At 60.7% G+C, this 16,651-nt stretch carries 14 protein-coding genes; 8 read left to right on the top strand and 6 right to left on the bottom strand.

Annotated elements, in window-relative coordinates:
- Positions 1 to 34: 34 nt before the first annotated feature.
- Both metH and BMZ57_RS14610 read left to right on the top strand, forming a co-directional pair.
- Complete coding sequence (gene metH, locus BMZ57_RS14605; protein ID WP_021491689.1) at positions 35 to 3,745, top strand: methionine synthase; 3,711 nt, start codon at positions 35 to 37, stop codon at positions 3,743 to 3,745.
- A 67-nt stretch (positions 3,746 to 3,812) separates the two neighbouring features.
- Positions 3,813 to 4,031, top strand: coding sequence for a DUF2970 domain-containing protein (locus BMZ57_RS14610; protein WP_010210891.1), 219 nt, complete (start codon positions 3,813 to 3,815; stop codon positions 4,029 to 4,031).
- On the opposite strand, the gene BMZ57_RS14615 is transcribed toward BMZ57_RS14610, so the two are convergent.
- Positions 4,028 to 5,095: an ABC transporter substrate-binding protein gene (locus BMZ57_RS14615; RefSeq protein WP_021491690.1), complete on the bottom strand. Its 1,068-nt coding sequence runs from the start codon at positions 5,093 to 5,095 to the stop codon at positions 4,028 to 4,030. The two genes, BMZ57_RS14610 and BMZ57_RS14615, sit on opposite strands and share 4 nt — an antisense overlap.
- A gap of 411 nt (positions 5,096 to 5,506) precedes the next feature.
- Between BMZ57_RS14615 and BMZ57_RS14620 the strand changes: the two genes are divergently transcribed.
- Positions 5,507 to 7,165 carry a nitrite/sulfite reductase gene (locus tag BMZ57_RS14620; RefSeq protein WP_010210897.1) on the top strand — a complete coding sequence of 553 codons (1,659 nt, stop codon included), beginning with the start codon at positions 5,507 to 5,509 and terminating at the stop codon, positions 7,163 to 7,165.
- Positions 7,149 to 7,646, top strand: a complete 498-nt coding sequence (locus BMZ57_RS14625) for a DUF934 domain-containing protein (protein WP_010210898.1) — start codon at positions 7,149 to 7,151, stop codon at positions 7,644 to 7,646. Before BMZ57_RS14620 ends, BMZ57_RS14625 begins: the two co-directional genes overlap by 17 nt.
- A 97-nt stretch (positions 7,647 to 7,743) precedes the next feature.
- Here BMZ57_RS14625 and BMZ57_RS14630 read toward each other — a convergent pair whose 3' ends face one another.
- Positions 7,744 to 8,148 carry a MerR family transcriptional regulator gene (locus BMZ57_RS14630; protein WP_010210899.1) on the bottom strand — a complete coding sequence of 135 codons (405 nt, stop codon included), beginning with the start codon at positions 8,146 to 8,148 and terminating at the stop codon, positions 7,744 to 7,746.
- Positions 8,149 to 8,219: 71 nt separating this feature from the next.
- Here BMZ57_RS14630 and BMZ57_RS14635 point away from each other — a divergent pair, with 71 nt between their 5' ends.
- On the top strand, positions 8,220 to 9,452 hold the full coding sequence (locus tag BMZ57_RS14635; RefSeq protein WP_010210900.1) for an NADH:flavin oxidoreductase/NADH oxidase family protein: 1,233 nt from the start codon (positions 8,220 to 8,222) through the stop codon (positions 9,450 to 9,452).
- Between the two features lie 77 nt (positions 9,453 to 9,529).
- Positions 9,530 to 11,254, top strand: coding sequence for a ubiquinone-dependent pyruvate dehydrogenase (gene poxB / locus BMZ57_RS14640; protein ID WP_021491691.1), 1,725 nt, complete (start codon positions 9,530 to 9,532; stop codon positions 11,252 to 11,254).
- Positions 11,255 to 11,359: 105 nt separating this feature from the next.
- On the opposite strand, the gene BMZ57_RS14645 is transcribed toward poxB, so the two are convergent.
- Positions 11,360 to 11,917, bottom strand: coding sequence for an NADPH-dependent FMN reductase (locus tag BMZ57_RS14645; protein ID WP_021491692.1), 558 nt, complete (start codon positions 11,915 to 11,917; stop codon positions 11,360 to 11,362).
- Between the two features lie 227 nt (positions 11,918 to 12,144).
- Here BMZ57_RS14645 and BMZ57_RS14650 point away from each other — a divergent pair, with 227 nt between their 5' ends.
- Complete coding sequence (locus BMZ57_RS14650; protein ID WP_016979714.1) at positions 12,145 to 12,381, top strand: hypothetical protein; 237 nt, start codon at positions 12,145 to 12,147, stop codon at positions 12,379 to 12,381.
- A gap of 60 nt (positions 12,382 to 12,441) precedes the next feature.
- Here BMZ57_RS14650 and BMZ57_RS14655 read toward each other — a convergent pair whose 3' ends face one another.
- A complete protein-coding gene (locus BMZ57_RS14655; RefSeq protein WP_045792236.1) occupies positions 12,442 to 12,786 on the bottom strand; it encodes a hypothetical protein in 345 nt (114 codons plus the stop codon).
- A 109-nt stretch (positions 12,787 to 12,895) separates the two neighbouring features.
- On the opposite strand from BMZ57_RS14655, the gene BMZ57_RS14660 reads away from it, so the two are divergent.
- Positions 12,896 to 13,816 (top strand): LysR substrate-binding domain-containing protein, encoded by a 921-nt coding sequence (locus BMZ57_RS14660; protein WP_042571586.1) that lies wholly within the window; start codon positions 12,896 to 12,898, stop codon positions 13,814 to 13,816.
- Here BMZ57_RS14660 and BMZ57_RS14665 read toward each other — a convergent pair.
- Positions 13,806 to 14,372: a GNAT family N-acetyltransferase gene (locus BMZ57_RS14665; RefSeq protein WP_031290712.1), complete on the bottom strand. Its 567-nt coding sequence runs from the start codon at positions 14,370 to 14,372 to the stop codon at positions 13,806 to 13,808. The two genes, BMZ57_RS14660 and BMZ57_RS14665, sit on opposite strands and share 11 nt — an antisense overlap.
- Before the next feature lie 8 nt (positions 14,373 to 14,380).
- A complete protein-coding gene (locus BMZ57_RS14670; protein ID WP_010210911.1) occupies positions 14,381 to 16,636 on the bottom strand; it encodes an Orn/Lys/Arg family decarboxylase in 2,256 nt (751 codons plus the stop codon).
- Positions 16,637 to 16,651 lie beyond the last annotated feature (15 nt).

The following is a 16,651-nucleotide window of genomic DNA, read 5'->3' on the forward strand; positions in this document are numbered from 1 at the left end:
CACGCCCTCCGAAATGCCTGACCAGAGTAGTCCCATGTCCGATCGTAGCGTTCGTCTGCAAGCCCTTCATCAAGCCCTCAAGGAACGTATCCTGATCCTCGACGGCGGCATGGGCACGATGATCCAAAGCTACAAGCTTGAGGAAAATGACTACCGTGGCAAACGCTTCGCCGACTGGCCCAGCGACGTCAAGGGTAACAACGACCTGCTGGTGATCACCCGTCCAGACGTAATCGGCGGCATCGAAAAAGCCTACTTGGATGCCGGCGCCGACATCCTCGAAACCAACACCTTCAACGCCACGCGCATCTCCATGGCCGACTACGGCATGGAAGCGCTGGCGTTTGAGCTAAACGTAGAAGGCGCACGCCTGGCGCGCAAGATCGCCGACGCCAAAACGGCGGAAACCCCGGACAAGCCGCGTTTCGTCGCAGGCGTGCTCGGCCCGACCAGCCGCACCTGCTCGCTGTCGCCCGACGTGAACAACCCCGGCTACCGCAACGTGACCTTCGATGAATTGGTGGAAAACTACACCGAGGCCACCAAAGGCCTGATCGAAGGCGGTGCCGACCTGATCCTGATCGAAACCATTTTCGACACCCTCAATGCCAAGGCCGCGATCTTCGCCGTGCAAGGCGTGTTCGAGGAATTGAATATTGAGCTGCCGATCATGATTTCCGGCACCATCACCGACGCCTCCGGGCGTACCCTGTCGGGCCAGACCACCGAAGCGTTCTGGAACTCCGTGGCCCACGCCAAGCCGATCTCCGTGGGCCTCAACTGCGCCCTGGGTGCCAGCGAGCTGCGTCCGTACCTGGAAGAATTGTCGAACAAGGCCAACACCCACGTCTCTGCCCACCCGAACGCCGGCCTGCCCAACGAATTCGGCGAATACGACGAGTTGCCGTCACAAACCGCCAAGGTCATCGAAGAGTTCGCCCAGAGCGGCTTCCTCAACATTGTCGGCGGCTGCTGCGGCACCACGCCGGGCCACATCGAGGCCATCGCCAAGGCCGTGGCCGGTTACGCGCCGCGCCAGATCCCGGATATTCCGAAGGCTTGCCGCCTGTCAGGCCTGGAGCCGTTCACCATCGATCGCAGCTCGTTGTTCGTCAACGTCGGCGAGCGCACCAACATCACCGGCTCGGCCAAGTTCGCCCGCCTGATCCGTGAAGACAACTACACCGAAGCCCTGGAAGTCGCGCTGCAGCAGGTGGAAGCCGGCGCCCAGGTGATCGACATCAACATGGACGAGGGCATGTTGGATTCGAAGAAGGCCATGGTGACCTTCCTCAATCTGATCGCCGGCGAGCCGGACATCTCCCGCGTGCCGATCATGATCGACTCCTCCAAGTGGGACGTGATCGAGGCCGGCCTCAAGTGCATCCAGGGCAAGGGCATCGTCAACTCCATCAGCATGAAGGAAGGCGTGGAGCAGTTCATCCACCACGCCAAGCTGTGCAAGCGCTATGGCGCTGCGGTGGTGGTGATGGCGTTCGATGAAGCCGGCCAGGCCGACACCGAAGCGCGCAAGAAAGAGATCTGCAAACGCTCCTACGACATCCTGGTGAATGAAGTCGGCTTCCCACCGGAAGACATCATCTTCGACCCGAACATCTTTGCGGTCGCCACCGGTATCGAAGAGCACAACAACTACGCCGTCGACTTTATCAACGCCTGCGCCTACATCCGTGACGAGCTGCCGTATGCACTGACCTCCGGCGGCGTGTCCAACGTGTCGTTCTCGTTCCGTGGCAACAACCCGGTGCGTGAGGCAATCCATTCGGTGTTCCTGCTGTATGCGATCCGCAATGGGCTGACCATGGGCATCGTCAACGCCGGCCAGCTGGAGATCTACGACCAGATCCCGGCCGAGCTGCGTGATGCCGTGGAAGACGTGGTGCTCAACCGCACGCCGGACGGCACCGACGCCCTGCTCGCCATCGCCGACAAGTACAAGGGCGACGGCAGCGTCAAGGAAGCCGAGACCGAAGAATGGCGTGGCTGGGACGTGAACAAGCGCCTGGAACACGCGCTGGTCAAAGGCATCACTACGCACATCGTGGAAGACACCGAGGAATCGCGGCTGTCGTTCGAGCGCCCGATCGAAGTGATCGAAGGCCCGCTGATGTCCGGCATGAACATCGTCGGCGACCTGTTTGGCGCTGGTAAGATGTTCCTGCCCCAGGTGGTGAAATCTGCCCGCGTGATGAAACAGGCGGTAGCGCACTTGATCCCGTTCATCGAACTCGAAAAAGGCGACAAGCCGGAAGCCAAGGGCAAGATCCTGATGGCAACCGTAAAAGGCGACGTGCACGACATCGGCAAAAACATTGTCGGCGTGGTGCTCGGCTGCAACGGCTATGACATCGTCGACCTGGGCGTAATGGTGCCGGCAGAGAAGATCCTGCAGGTGGCCAAGGAACAGAAGTGCGACATTATCGGGCTGTCCGGCCTGATCACCCCGTCCCTGGACGAGATGGTCCATGTGGCTCGCGAGATGCAGCGCCAGGACTTCCACCTGCCGCTGATGATCGGTGGCGCCACCACCTCCAAGGCGCACACGGCGGTAAAGATCGAGCCCAAGTACAGTAACGATGCCGTGGTGTACGTCACTGACGCCTCCCGCGCCGTGGGCGTGGCGACGCAGTTGCTGTCCAAGGAACTGAAAGCCGGCTTCGTGGAGCGCACTCGCGAGGAGTACGTGGAAGTGCGCGAGCGCACCTCGAACCGCAGCGCCCGCACCGAGCGCCTGAGCTATCCCGCCGCCATCGCCAAAAAGCCACAGTTCGACTGGAGCACCTACAGCCCGGTGGTGCCGACCTTTACCGGCGCCAAGGTGCTGGACAATATCGACCTCAAGGTGCTGGCCGAGTACATCGACTGGACACCGTTCTTCATTTCCTGGGACCTGGCGGGCAAATTCCCACGCATTCTTACTGACGAAGTCGTCGGTGAAGCGGCCACCGCGCTGTACGCCGATGCCCAGGAAATGCTCAAGAAATTGATCGACGAAAAACTCATCAGCGCCCGTGCGGTGTTCGGTTTCTGGCCGACCAACCAGGTGCAGGACGACGACCTGGAAGTCTACGGCGACGACGGCCAGCCGATCGCAAAACTGCACCACCTGCGCCAGCAGATCATCAAGACCGATGGCAAGCCAAACTTCTCCCTGGCCGACTTCGTAGCGCCCAAGGACAGCGGTGTGACTGACTACATCGGTGGTTTTATCACCACCGCCGGTATCGGTGCCGAAGAAGTCGCCAAGGCCTACCAGGACGCGGGCGACGACTACAACTCGATCATGGTCAAGGCCCTGGCCGACCGCCTGGCCGAAGCCTGCGCTGAATGGCTGCACCAGCAGGTGCGTAAAGAGCACTGGGGCTACGCCAAGGATGAGCAATTGGACAACGAGGCGCTGATCAAAGAGCAATACAGCGGCATCCGCCCTGCCCCCGGTTACCCCGCGTGCCCGGATCACACCGAGAAAGCCCAGTTGTTTCAACTGCTCGACCCCGAGGCCCGCGAAATGCATGCAGGTCGTAGCGGCGTGTTCCTCACCGAGCATTACGCGATGTTCCCGGCGGCGGCCGTCAGCGGCTGGTACTTCGCCCACCCGCAGGCGCAGTACTTTGCCGTGGGTAAGGTCGACAAGGACCAGGTGGCGAGCTACACCGCGCGCAAAGGCCAGGACCTGAGTGTGACCGAACGTTGGCTGGCGCCGAACCTGGGCTACGACAACTAAGCCCACGACAACTAAGCCCGGCTGGATTGTCTATGCTATCCCTCACACACCTGGTGTCGAGGGATGTATGGACGATCCAATCAACAACAAGCCCCCTACCTTCTGGCAGATGCTGCACAGCGTGATCGCGGCCGCGTTTGGCGTGCAAAGCGGCAAGAACCGCGCTCGCGACTTTACCCACGGCAGGCCCAGCCACTTTGTAGCGTTGGGCATTCTGTTCACGGTGGTGTTTGCCCTGACGTTGTTCGGTATCGTCAAGCTGGTGCTGCTGTTGGCCGGCGTCTAGCGCAGCAGCAGTTGCAGGCTGAAGGGGTAACGGTAGGACGCCGGCTTGCCGACGGCAGACAGTGCACGGAAATCCACTGGCGCCGCTGGCGCCAACAACCGTTGTGCCTGGGTGGCGTCTATCAACTGGAACAGCGCTTCCTGGCGGTCGCGCCCGCCATGGGCGTCGATTGGCACGCCCTTGGCATCATCATGGATCAACACCATCGCCCACCCGCCCAGGGTGAAATGCCCGGCGACCAGTGTACTCAGCCGTCCATCCAGCCGTGCCTGCAAAATCTGCGGCGAACTGTTCACCGCACTGAACAACACCTCCTGACCCGGCACCCGCCCACTGTCCTGTAGCGCCTGCATGGCGCCAAGCGCCATTTCGTCGTTGGCCGACCACACCAGCGCGGTCTGCGGGTAGCGCTTGAACAACAGCACCGCTTGCTCGAACGCGCGCTGGCGGCTCCATTCGCCGGAGACCAACTGGCGCAGGCGCACTTCAGGGTGCTCAGCCAGGGCACGGCGCAGGCCCTTTTCGCGCAGCTGCGCGGCCGGGGTCGTCTTGGTGCCGGAGAATGCCAGCAGGTCGATGGATTCGCCAGGCTTTGCAGGGCCGTGCTGGCGCAGCAAGTCGGTCAGCATCAAATAACCGGCCTGCTCGTCGTTGGCGACCATGCTGCCCATCACGTCGGCGTCGTTGCGGGCGTTCAGCAATTGCACCTGATCGGCGGTCAGCGCGTTATTCACAATCAGCAGCTTGACCCCGCTCCCCTGGGCCATGCGCAGGATCTGCGGGGCAACGTATTGCTCGTTCACCAACACCAGGTAATCCGGCCGCTCGCTGCCTTGCAGTGCCTCGCGCGCCTGATTCAGGGTGTTGCGGGTGTCACGCTCGGAATAGCGCACACGCAAATGCAGGCCGAGGTCCTTGGCTCCGGCCTGCATGAACTGCGCGTAGCTGACCCAGAAGGTTTCCGTCGACATGCCAGGGTTGAGAAACACCACCGACGTGGCATGGGCCATCGCCCCGTACGCCGATCCCAGCAACCACACGCACGCAATCAGCACCTTCGACATTGATGTTCAGCCCCGGATATTTGACCGTCATGATAATGGCATTGCGACAGTCAATCGAGGCTGTTTACTGGTGGCTTACCCAAAACACGGCAGTTCCCACCACCAGAATGATCAGGAACAGAATGGCCCAGGCATCTACGGTACTGTCGGGTTTACGGGCTTTTGTCGGGTTACTCATCGCATCGCCTCTTGTCGGTTTTATAGGTGATTACGTTCAAACACGCTCACAGTAAAGTTGACGATTGCCCGCATGACAAATGTGGGTATGGCGATAACGGTTCTCATTAGTCGATTTGGTTATTTGCATATACTCAAACATCACTTTTGCGCATAAACGCAAACTGGTATCTTGCCCCGGCTCCGTTGGGAGTGCGCGGCCGTGCGCGCAGATTTGCCGAGAACAGGACCTATATGTACGTATACGACGAATACGATCAGCGCATCATCGAGGACCGCGTCAAGCAGTTCCGTGATCAGACCCGACGCTACCTAGCAGGTGAACTGAGCGAAGAAGAGTTCCGCCCTCTGCGCCTGCAAAATGGCCTTTATGTTCAGCGCTTTGCGCCGATGCTGCGGGTGGCCGTGCCCTATGGCCAACTGACGTCGCGTCAGACGCGCATGATGGCCAAGATTGCCCGCGACTTCGACAAAGGCTACGCCCACATCAGTACCCGCCAGAACGTACAGTTCAACTGGCCGGCGCTGGAAGATGTGCCGGACATCCTGGCTGAACTGGCTACCGTGCAGATGCACGCCATTCAGACCAGCGGTAACTGCCTGCGCAACGTGACCACCGACCAATTCGCCGGCGTGGCCGCTGACGAACTGATCGACCCACGCCCCTGGTGTGAAATCGTCCGTCAATGGACCACCTTCCACCCAGAATTCGCCTACCTGCCGCGCAAGTTCAAGATCGCCATCAATGGCTCGACCTCGGACCGTGCAGCCATCGAAGTGCACGACATCGGCCTAGAGCCGGTGCACAACGAGGCCGGCGAGTTGGGCTTCCGCGTACTGGTTGGTGGCGGCCTCGGCCGTACTCCGGTGGTCGGTGCGTTCATCAACGAATTCCTGCCATGGCAGGACCTGTTGAGCTACCTCGACGCGATCCTGCGGGTCTACAACCGCTATGGCCGTCGTGACAACAAGTACAAGGCCCGGATCAAGATCCTGGTCAAGGCGCTGACCCCTGAGGTCTTCGCTCAGAAAGTCGACGCTGAGATGGAATACCTGCGCGGCGGCCAGACCACCCTGACCGAAGCCGAAGTGCACCGCGTGGCCAAACACTTCGTCGACCCTGAGTACAAGGCGTTGAGCAATCAGGACGCCGAGCTCTCAGCACTGGACAAAGAACACCCCGGTTTCGCCCGTTGGCGCACCCGCAACACCCTGGCGCACAAGAAGCCAGGCTATGTGGCAGTGACCCTGTCGCTGAAACCGACCGGCGTTGCCCCAGGCGATATCACCGACAAACAGCTGGACGCCGTCGCCGACCTGGCCGAGCGCTACAGCTTCGGCCAACTGCGCACCTCCCACGAGCAGAACATCATTCTCGCGGACGTTGAGCAGAGCCAGCTGTTCACCCTGTGGGGCGAACTGCGCGAAGGCGGTTTTGCCACGCCGAACATCGGCCTGTTGACCGATATCATCTGCTGCCCGGGCGGCGACTTCTGCTCGCTGGCCAACGCCAAGTCGATCCCGATTGCCGAATCGATCCAGCGCCGTTTCGACGACCTGGACTACCTGTTCGACATCGGCGAGCTGGACCTGAACATCTCCGGTTGCATGAACGCCTGTGGTCACCACCACGTCGGCCACATCGGCATCCTGGGCGTGGACAAGAAAGGCGAAGAATTCTACCAAGTGTCCCTGGGTGGCAGCGCCAGCCGCGATGCGAGCCTGGGCAAGATCCTCGGCCCGTCCTTCGCCCAGGAAGCCATGCCTGAGGTGATCGGCAAGCTGATCGACGTGTACATCGAACAGCGCACCGAAGATGAACGTTTCATCGACACCTACCAGCGCATCGGCATCGACCTGTTCAAGGAGCGCGTCTATGCAGCGAATCATTAAGAACAACGAAGTCCTCGACGAAACCTGGCACCTGCTGCCCAAGGACGCGAGCTTTGACGGCATCTCCAACTGCGACGACCTGATCGTGCCGTTGGCGCTGTGGCGCGAACACGGCCACGCCCTCAAGGCCCGCGACGGCGGCCTGGGTGTGTGGCTGGACGCCGATGAAGAAGCCGAAGAAATCGGCGAAGACGTGGAGCACTTCCAGGTCATCGCGCTGAACTTCCCGGCGTTCACCGACGGCCGCAACTACTCCAACGCCCGCTTGTTGCGTGACCGTTACGGCTACAAAGGCGAGCTGCGTGCGATTGGCGACGTGCTGCGCGACCAGTTGTTCTACCTGCGCCGTTGCGGGTTCGATGCGTTCGCCCTGCGCGCCGACAAAGACCCGTACGAAGCCCTGGAAAGCCTCAAGGACTTTTCGGTGACGTACCAGGCGGCAACGGATGAACCGCTGCCGTTGTTTCGTCGTCGCCAATAAACCGTAGGAGCGGGCTTGCCCGCGAAGATCGTCAACGATAACGCGTGAATCCTGGATGAACGTGTTGTCTGTGAGGTCTTCGCGAGCAAGCTCGCTCCTACAGGTTCTCGCTGATCAATCCTAATACCTGCTTCTGCCCTACGCTGCACGGCACCCCTTCCGGCTGCGCCCGTACCGCTTCGATCACCCCCAGCAGTTGCGCCTTGCTATGGGCCAGTTGCGCCTGCATGGCTTCGATCTGCGTGACCTTGCGCTCCAGCGCCTCGATCAACTCTTCGCGCTTGTGCTCGCCCGGCGCAGGCATCAGCGCCTTGAGCTCCTGCAGGGTAAAGCCTGCCTGTTGCGCGCTCTGGATCAGCTGCAAGGTTTGCAGGGCCTCCGGCGCATAACGCCGGTACCCATTGGACTGGCGTCCGACCTGGCTGATCAGGCCCTCGGCCTCATAAAAGCGGATCCGCGACGCCGCCAGCCCACTCTGCTTTGCCAGCTCCCCAATATTCATCACGGCACCTGCTTGACATTAAAGTTAACTTTAAGCTTAGCCTGAGGCTTCCCCCACTCAGGAGTCAACCCATGTCACCCTTTGAAGCCCTGCAACTGCCCAATGGCCAGGTCCTCCCCAATCGTATCGCCAAGGCAGCGATGGAAGAAAATATGGCCGATGGCAATCAGGCGCCGTCCCGTGAGTTGAAGCAACTGTACAAGGCCTGGGCGGACGGCAAGCCAGGCGTGTTGATCACCGGCAACGTGATGGTCGACCGCCGGGCCATGACCGGCCCCGGTGGCGTGGCCCTCGAAGATGAGCAGCATCTGGCGAGCTTTCGCGAATGGGCCGACGTCGCCCGCAGCAACGGCGTGCACTTCTGGGTACAACTCAGCCACCCAGGGCGCCAGACGCCAGCCAACCTGCGCCAGCAAGCCCTTGCACCGTCCGCCGTCGCGCTCGACCTCGGCGGTTTCTCGAAAATGTTTGCCACACCCAAGGCCATGACCGAGGACGACATCCAGGACGTGATCCAGCGCTTCGCCACCAGCGCACGCCTGGCCGAAAAAGCCGGGTTTACCGGCGTGCAGATCCACGGTGCCCACGGCTACTTGCTCAGCCAGTTCTTGTCGCCGTTGAGCAACCAGCGCACCGACCGCTGGGGCGGCTCCCTGGAGAACCGTGCGCGCCTGTTGCTGGACGTAATCCGGGCAGTGCGCGCCAATGTCAGCCCGGCGTTTTGTGTATCCGTCAAACTCAACTCCGCCGATTTCCAGCGGGGTGGCTTTGCAGAAGCCGACGCACGCGCCGTGGTCGAAATGCTCAACCCGCTGCCCATCGACCTGCTGGAGTTATCCGGCGGCAGCTACGAGGCACCGGCCATGCAAGGCGAAGCGCGTGACGGTCGCACCCTGGCGCGTGAGGCGTATTTCCTGGAATTCGCCAGTCAACTGGCGACGATCGCCACGATGCCGCTGCTGGTCACCGGCGGTATCCGTCGCCTGCCCATCGTGCAACAGGTACTGGACAGTGGCGTCGCCATGGCCGGGATCGCCACAGCATTGACGCTGGAGCCGCAATTGATCCAACACTGGCGCGAAGGCCGCGACCCCAACCCGCAACTCAAGCCCATCGACTGGAAGCGCAAGCCCCTGGCGTCACTGGCCATCCTCGCCGTCGTGCGCTATCAGATGCGCCGGCTCAGCCGCGGCCATTTGCCCAAGGCCAACGTCGCGCCGTGTATGGCGTTGGTGCGTGACCAGTGGTTTCTTGCGCGGCGTACCCGGCAATACCGGGCGGCCATGACGCAATCTTCACATTAAAGGCTGAACATCCGCCGTGATCGAACTGTCCCCTATTGATCAGCAGTTTTTAACCTCACTGACGATTGGAGTTCTTCATGGCGAAAATCAACCTGGCCCAGCAATTGGCGACCACCCTTGAACAGGCGGGCATCAAGCGCATCTGGGGCCTGACCGGCGACAGCCTCAATGGCCTCACCGACGCCCTGCGTACCATGGACAGCATCGAGTGGATGCATGTGCGCCACGAAGAAGTGGCGGCCTTTGCCGCAGGCGCCGAAGCGGCGGCCACGGGCGAATTGACGGTGTGCGCCGGCAGTTGCGGGCCGGGCAACCTGCACTTGATCAATGGCCTGTTCGACTGCCATCGCAACCATGTGCCGGTGCTCGCGATTGCCGCGCAGATCCCATCGTCGGAGATCGGCCTGAACTACTTCCAGGAAACCCATCCCCAGGAATTGTTCAAGGAGTGCAGCCACTTCATCGAACTGGTCACCAACCCCGAGCAGATGCCCCACGTGCTGCACCGCGCCATGCGTTCGGCGATCCTCAATCGCGGCGTCGCGGTCGTGGTGATTCCAGGCGATGTGTCGCTGCTGGAAGTGGAAGACAAGCTCAAGCCATGGCCAGCCTTGCATGCGCCACGCACGCTGCCTGCGGATCAGGACCTGCAACGCCTCATCGAAATCCTGGAAAGCAGCCAGAAAACCACCCTGCTCTGTGGCAGCGGTTGTGCCGGCGCCCACGATCAGGTGGTGGCCCTGGCTGACGCTCTCGGCGCTCCCGTGGTACACGCCCTGCGCGGCAAAGAACATGTGGAATGGGACAACCCGTTCGACGTGGGCATGACCGGCCTGATTGGCTTCAGCTCCGGCTATCACGCCATGCTCGACTGCGATACCTTGATCATGCTCGGCACCGACTTCCCCTACCGCCAGTTCTACCCAACCGACGCGAAGATCATCCAGATCGACCGCAACCCCCAGGCCCTCGGCCGTCGCGCCACGCTGGACCTGGGCATTGCCGCGGATGTCAGCGAAACCATCGGCGCCCTGCTGCCGCGCTTGACGCGCAAGACTGATCGCAGCTTCCTTGAAACCTCCTTGAAACATTATGAGAAAGCCCGCCAGGGGCTGGACGACTTGGCTCAGCCGTCGAAAGCCAATCGGCCGATTCACCCACAATACGTCGCACGCTTGCTCAGTGAATTGGCAGATGACGATGCGATCTTCACCGCCGATGTCGGCTCGCCCACCGTGTGGGCTGCGCGCTATTTGAAGATGAATGGCAAGCGCCGTTTGATCGGTTCGTTTAACCACGGTTCGATGGCCAATGCCATGCCCCAGGCCATCGGGGCCCAGGCAGCCTTCCCGGATCGCCAGGTGATTTCGATGTCGGGTGACGGCGGTTTCGCCATGTTAATGGGGGATTTCATCTCGTTGGCACAGTTGAAACTGCCGGTGAAAGTCATCGTGTTCGATAACTCGTCCCTGGGGTTTGTCGCGATGGAAATGAAGGCTGCGGGCTACCTGGATGCCGGCACCGAGCTGAAAAACCCGGACTTCGCGGCCATGTCCAACGCCATGGGCATCCTGGGCATTCGCGTGGAGCAGTCCGAAGACCTGGAACCGGCCCTGCGCCGCGCCCTCGCCCACGACGGCCCAGTGCTGGTGGACGTGGTCACGGCGACCCAGGAGTTGGTGATGCCGCCGACCATCAAGTTGGAACAGGCCAAGGGTTTCAGCCTGTATATGCTCAAGGCGGTGATGAGTGGCCGTGGCGATGAAGTGATCGAACTGGCGCGCACCAACTGGTTGCGCTAACACAGGGAAGCGCCGTAGCGGACCGCGTTGGCGTTATTGCTGGCAGATCAGCTGGCCTGACAACGCGCGAAAAAGACCCGGCGGTCATCGCCGGGTCCATAGCAATCAAGCGTGCTGTTTTGCCACCCACTTGCTGTAGGCATCAATAAATGCCTGCAGGAACGGCTTGGTCTTTTCCGACACCTTGCCCGCCTCGTCAAACACGCTGCCCGCGCCGCCCAGATAGGCCTCCGGCTGCTGCATGCAGGGCACATCGAGGAATACCAGGGACTGACGCAGGTGATGGTTGGCGCCAAATCCACCAATCGCACCTGGCGATACGCTGATGACCGCGCCCGGCTTACCACTCCATGCGCTCTGCCCATAAGGTCGAGAACCGACGTCGATGGCATTCTTCAGCGGGGCGGGCACGGAGCGGTTGTATTCCGGGGTCACGAACAACACCGCGTCGGATGAGCTCACCTGTTTGCGGAAAGTACTGTAGGCTGCCGGCGGTGTCGCACCGTCAATATCTTCGTTGTAGAGCGGCAAATCGCCAATTTCCACAATGTTCAACTGCAGGTTGGCAGGGGCCAGTTCGGCCAGTGCCAGCGCGACCTTACGGTTGATCGAGTCTTTTCTCAAGCTACCGACCACGACGGCTACGGTGTAGACCTTGCTCATTGGGGTTTCCCGACGTCTGACTAAAGGAGCTTGTAGTTATAAAGTCTTCGCGGCGTGTTCACCAGAAGGTTTTGATATTCCTGCGGGCGTTTGCCCGGCATTACGACCCGTAGGAAGAGTCTGAAAATATCAGCGAATAGTATTTTTATTCCGTAAGTAAACTACCCCGCTCCGTGACGGTCTACAGAACCGCAAATAGAGTGTTTATCTCCAGAGGTTCTAAACAGATGGCAGCAGTATTAGTCGGACAGTTTCATGCCAGAGACGCAGAAGGACGCGTGTATTCGGTGCATGAGTTCCAGGAATCCAACCCGGCGCAAGGCGACCTGGCTGGCTCGGCACCTACCACCACCTACAAGCTGGCCATTGGCGACCGTGTAGAGAAACTGGAAGGCGACGAATTCAAGTTGATCCAATCAGGTACCATTCTTGTGCGCGAATCGCAAACCACCCTCGCGTCATAAGACCTCGCCTATTCACCTGCTCAGTCCTGGCCATTCAAGGCATTGACTGGGCTGGGGTGATCACGGACGACGGATCTCCGTGACCTCGATACCCTGCTCTCCCTGCACCTGCTTAAGCGTCACCATCAACTGCCCCCGCTCGCCTTCGACGGCATACATCGAACGCTGGTAGCCTGCCGAGTTGTAGCCCGGATGCGCGACCACCTGCCTGACCAACTCCACGCCCAGCACCGAGCCCACTTGCTCGACCACCTGTTCCTGGGAGCGAATAAAGGCTTCAAGTGCCAGGTTTTCCGGCGGGATTTCGCGTTGAGTGTCGAAGAGATAAGCAGCCACGCAGCCGACGGTCACCAGGACCAGCAGTTGCTTGGCCGTTACCCCGAGGAATATCGAGGGTAAAGGCATATGAGACCAGACCTGTTCTTGTTGTTAATGCCGGTAGCCGGCTGTGGTCGTTGATGATCAGCGCAGCCATTCTATTGAATACGCAGCCCGCTGCACATAGACTCCGGCGATGCGTTTACGTCATATCGAAGTGATTCAGGCCATCTTGCAGACCGGACACCTCGGCACGGCCGCCGAGTGGTTGCAACTTTCCGTGGGCGATGTAGACGCGGCGCTCAAGGACGCCGAGCAGCAGCTTGGTTTCATGCTGTTCGCCAGTGTGCGTGGACGCTTGCAGGCCACCCGGGAAACCCTCGAGCTGCAAGCCGAAATCGCCCATGTCTATGAAGCGCTGGAACCGGTGCAACGACTGGCCAGCCGCTTGAAACACCCTCACGCCCCGACCCTGCGCGCCCTCTGTACGCCGCCCCTGGCCAATCAGCTGTTGCCGCACAGCATTGCGCTACTGCGCCGGCGTTTCCAGGACACTCCGTGCAACCTGTCGAGCCAGACGACCCGAGAGATCGTCAGGAGCCTGCTGCTGCACGAAGCCGATGTGGGCTTGAGCTTGCATGACCCGGAACACCCGCAGATTCACAGCACCGTACTGGCTCAGGGCAAACTGCAGTTGCTCGCCCCCCATGGCTGGCTCAAGCCCAAACAGAAATACATCGCGCTACAGGAGCTGGCAGGACAATCGATGATCGGCCTGGAAGGCCAGGACCCGCTCAGCCGCCTGTTGGACGCCAAGCTGCAAGCCCTGCGCCCGCAGCCGGTGGTGCAGACGCGCGTACAGACCTATCAGATGATGCGCAGCCTGGTGGAAGCCGGAGAAGGCCTGGCAGTGGTCGACCCCTTCACCGCGTTCGGCGCACGGGAGGCTGGGCTGGATGCGTGCCCGGTGTCGCCGCCGATCCTGATCAGCCTGTACGCGCTCACCCTCAAGGACGGCGTGACCACCCCGGCGCTGAATGCGCTGCTGGAGATCGTCACGCAAAAGGCCGAGGGCCTGCTCGCCAGCGACACAAAACCCCTCCCCCCTACACCTTGAACAACCGATACCAGAATATCGCCACTTCGCGGGTTTGCGGGTCAATGCCTCGATAGCGCAGGTGGTCGACCCCACCCATCACGTAACCGCAACGCTCATACAATCGGCAGGCGCCGAGGTTGTTGTTCTGGGTTTCCAGCATCATGCCCGGCAGGTTTTTCTTGCGGCTCCAGAACTGCGCCACATCCAACAACGCCTTGGCTACCCCGTGGCGTCGCGCGGGCAAGGCCACTGCCAGCTCGTCGACATGGGCAAAACCATTCCAATTGGTGCTGACCACGATATGTCCCACCGGGCGATCATCCAGGTAGGCCATGAAGATTGCGCTGTCGGGCGCATCGCGGAAACTGGCGAACTCTTCAGGGTCGATGCCATAACACTTGCGGTACGGCAATATTCGCTCCACGGGCCATTGATCGACTCGCTTGCCCATCTGTGGCTCACCGTAGGCGCTGACCTCAAAGCTGAAATCATTACCCCACACGTAGGCATCAAAACCTTCGTCGGCGACGCGTACACTGAGCCCTGGATACTTCGGGTTCATTACAGCTTGCATAAACATCCTTAACCCTTGATGCAATCAACGGTGTAACAACGACCACTGCCGTCATCTTCGTGTTGCAACCCATGAACATCGGCGACAAAACCGGGGAAACTGCTATCGAATGTCCGGGCAAAAGCCAGGTAGTCGATGATCGAGCGCGTCGACTCGGTAAAGCGCTCGCCCGGCATGATCAACGGAATGCCCGGCGGATAAGGCACCAGCATCACGGCTGCGATGCGCCCTGGCAAGGCGTCGATGGAAACCGCTTCCACTTCACCCCTGACCAACTGGTCGTAGGCGTCGGCGGGTTTCATCGCGATTTCCGGCAGAACGGTGTACATCCGTTTGAGGTGTTTCGCGGTGGCGTTGCTGCGGTAACAGCTGTGCAATTGGTCGCACAGGTCGCGCAGGCCCAGGCCTTGATAGCGCGTCGGGCCTTGGGCAAAAACCGAGGGCAGGCAACTGGCCAGGCTGACATTGGCGTCGTAGCTGCGCTTGAATTCCAGCAACTCGGTGAGCAAGGTACTCCATTTGCCCTTGGTGATGCCCATGGAAAACAGTACAAGGAAAGAATACAGCCCGGTTTTTTCCACCACCAGGCCCCGCTCCCAGAGGAATTTGCTGACAACCGCTGCGGGAATCCCGCAATCGCTGAGGGCACCTCCCGCAGTGAGGCCGGGCATCACCAGTGTCACCTTGATCGGGTCCAGTAGCACATAGTCTTCGGCCACGTCGCCAAAGCCATGCCAGTCATCTTGAGGGTGCAATAGCCAATCTGCGGTGACGACGCGGTCGATTCCGGCTACCGACGGCGGCTGCCAGATCGAAAACCACCAGTCCTCTTCAGCAATGTGCTGGCGCAAGTTGGCCAACGCGCGGCGAAAACTCAACGCCTCGTCGAACATTTCCTGCAACAGCGAACGCCCGGCCGGACCTTCCATCATCGCCGACGCCACATCCAGCGAAGCAATGATGCTGTATTGCGGCGAGGTGGAGATATGCATCATGAAGGCTTCGTTGAAACGGTCACGGTCCAACTGGCGGGCGCCGCCATCTTGCACATGGATCATCGAGGCCTGGCTGAAAGCCGCCAGCAGCTTGTGGGTCGAGTGGGTGGTGAATACCAGTGGGCTGTCCGGAGTGCGCGAGGTGCCCATGCCGTAGCGCCCGGCGAAAAACTCATGAAACGCGGCGTAGGCGTACCAGGCCTCATCAAAATGCAGCACCTCGACGCTATTGCCCAGTTGCTGCTTGATCAGCTCAGCGTTGTAGCACAAGCCATCGTAGGTGGAGTTGGTCACCACCGCCAGCTTCACTTTCGGCGGGCGGCCACGGGTGAGCGGGCTGGCGTCGATCTTGGCGCGGATGGATTCGGGGCTGAACTCGCTCAAGGGAATCGGACCGATAATCCCCAGCTCGTTGCGTTCGGGGCACAGGTACAACGGGATGGCGCCGGTCATGATGATCGAGTGCAGCACGGACTTATGGCAATTGCGGTCCACCAGCACCAGGTCATCGCGCCCGACCATGGAATGCCAGACGATCTTGTTGGCGGTGGACGTGCCGTTGATGACGAAAAAGGTGTGGTCGGCGCCAAAGTTGCGCGCAGCGCGGGCCTCGGCTTCAGCCAGAGGCCCGGTGTGGTCCAGCAGCGAGCCCAGTTCGGGCACTGACACAGACAGGTCCGAGCGCAGGGTGTTTTCCCCGAAGAACTGATGAAACGCCTGCCCCACCGGGCTCTTGCGGTAGGCCACGCCACCGCCATGACCGGGGGTGTGCCAGGAATAGTTGGAGTCGGCGGTGTGCTGCACCAGCGCCTTGAAGAACGGCGGCAACAGGCCATCCAAATAAGTGCGGGCCGCGCGCGCGACTTGCCGCGCAAGGAACGGCACGGTGTCTTCGAACAGGTAGAGAATGCCGCGCAGTTGGTTGAGCTCGCTCATGGCGTCGGCGGGCGCGTTTTCCAGGGTAACTTGCTCGCCCAGGGCAAAGATTGGCAAGTTGGGTGCCCGCAGCCGCGCCAGGCGGATCAGCTCGACCATGTTTTGCAGCAGATGGGTATTCTCGCCAGCGCCCTCGGCGGCGATCAGCATGCACGCCAAACCGTGATGGGTGGAAGCCACCAGTCGCCCCTCGGCGTAATCCACGGCGGAAAAAATACTGAAGCCCTCTTGTTCCAGCTCTCGGGCGATACCTCGGACCCGGTCACCGGCAACGGTGTCGGCCTTGATGTCACGGTGCACGATAAGGACAGGAAACTTCAGGTCTTTGTACATGAGTGCTTGTAGTCC

This window comes from Pseudomonas simiae, assembly GCF_900111895.1.
Taxonomy (GTDB): domain Bacteria; phylum Pseudomonadota; class Gammaproteobacteria; order Pseudomonadales; family Pseudomonadaceae; genus Aquipseudomonas; species Aquipseudomonas simiae.

What these genes read in the sequence shown, in the direction of transcription:
- BMZ57_RS14615 (WP_021491690.1), bottom strand. Translation starts at nt 5,095, where the DNA reads ATGTCGAAGGTGCTGATTGCGTGCGTGTGGTTGCTGGGATCGGCGTAC.
- BMZ57_RS14660 (WP_042571586.1), top strand. Translation starts at nt 12,896, where the DNA reads ATGCGTTTACGTCATATCGAAGTGATTCAGGCCATCTTGCAGACCGGA.
- metH (WP_021491689.1), top strand. Translation starts at nt 35, where the DNA reads ATGTCCGATCGTAGCGTTCGTCTGCAAGCCCTTCATCAAGCCCTCAAG.
- BMZ57_RS14630 (WP_010210899.1), bottom strand. Translation starts at nt 8,148, where the DNA reads ATGAATATTGGGGAGCTGGCAAAGCAGAGTGGGCTGGCGGCGTCGCGG.
- BMZ57_RS14655 (WP_045792236.1), bottom strand. Translation starts at nt 12,786, where the DNA reads ATGCCTTTACCCTCGATATTCCTCGGGGTAACGGCCAAGCAACTGCTG.
- BMZ57_RS14650 (WP_016979714.1), top strand. Translation starts at nt 12,145, where the DNA reads ATGGCAGCAGTATTAGTCGGACAGTTTCATGCCAGAGACGCAGAAGGA.
- BMZ57_RS14625 (WP_010210898.1), top strand. Translation starts at nt 7,149, where the DNA reads ATGCAGCGAATCATTAAGAACAACGAAGTCCTCGACGAAACCTGGCAC.
- BMZ57_RS14620 (WP_010210897.1), top strand. Translation starts at nt 5,507, where the DNA reads ATGTACGTATACGACGAATACGATCAGCGCATCATCGAGGACCGCGTC.
- BMZ57_RS14670 (WP_010210911.1), bottom strand. Translation starts at nt 16,636, where the DNA reads ATGTACAAAGACCTGAAGTTTCCTGTCCTTATCGTGCACCGTGACATC.
- BMZ57_RS14645 (WP_021491692.1), bottom strand. Translation starts at nt 11,917, where the DNA reads ATGAGCAAGGTCTACACCGTAGCCGTCGTGGTCGGTAGCTTGAGAAAA.
- BMZ57_RS14635 (WP_010210900.1), top strand. Translation starts at nt 8,220, where the DNA reads ATGTCACCCTTTGAAGCCCTGCAACTGCCCAATGGCCAGGTCCTCCCC.
- BMZ57_RS14665 (WP_031290712.1), bottom strand. Translation starts at nt 14,372, where the DNA reads ATGCAAGCTGTAATGAACCCGAAGTATCCAGGGCTCAGTGTACGCGTC.
- BMZ57_RS14610 (WP_010210891.1), top strand. Translation starts at nt 3,813, where the DNA reads ATGGACGATCCAATCAACAACAAGCCCCCTACCTTCTGGCAGATGCTG.
- poxB (WP_021491691.1), top strand. Translation starts at nt 9,530, where the DNA reads ATGGCGAAAATCAACCTGGCCCAGCAATTGGCGACCACCCTTGAACAG.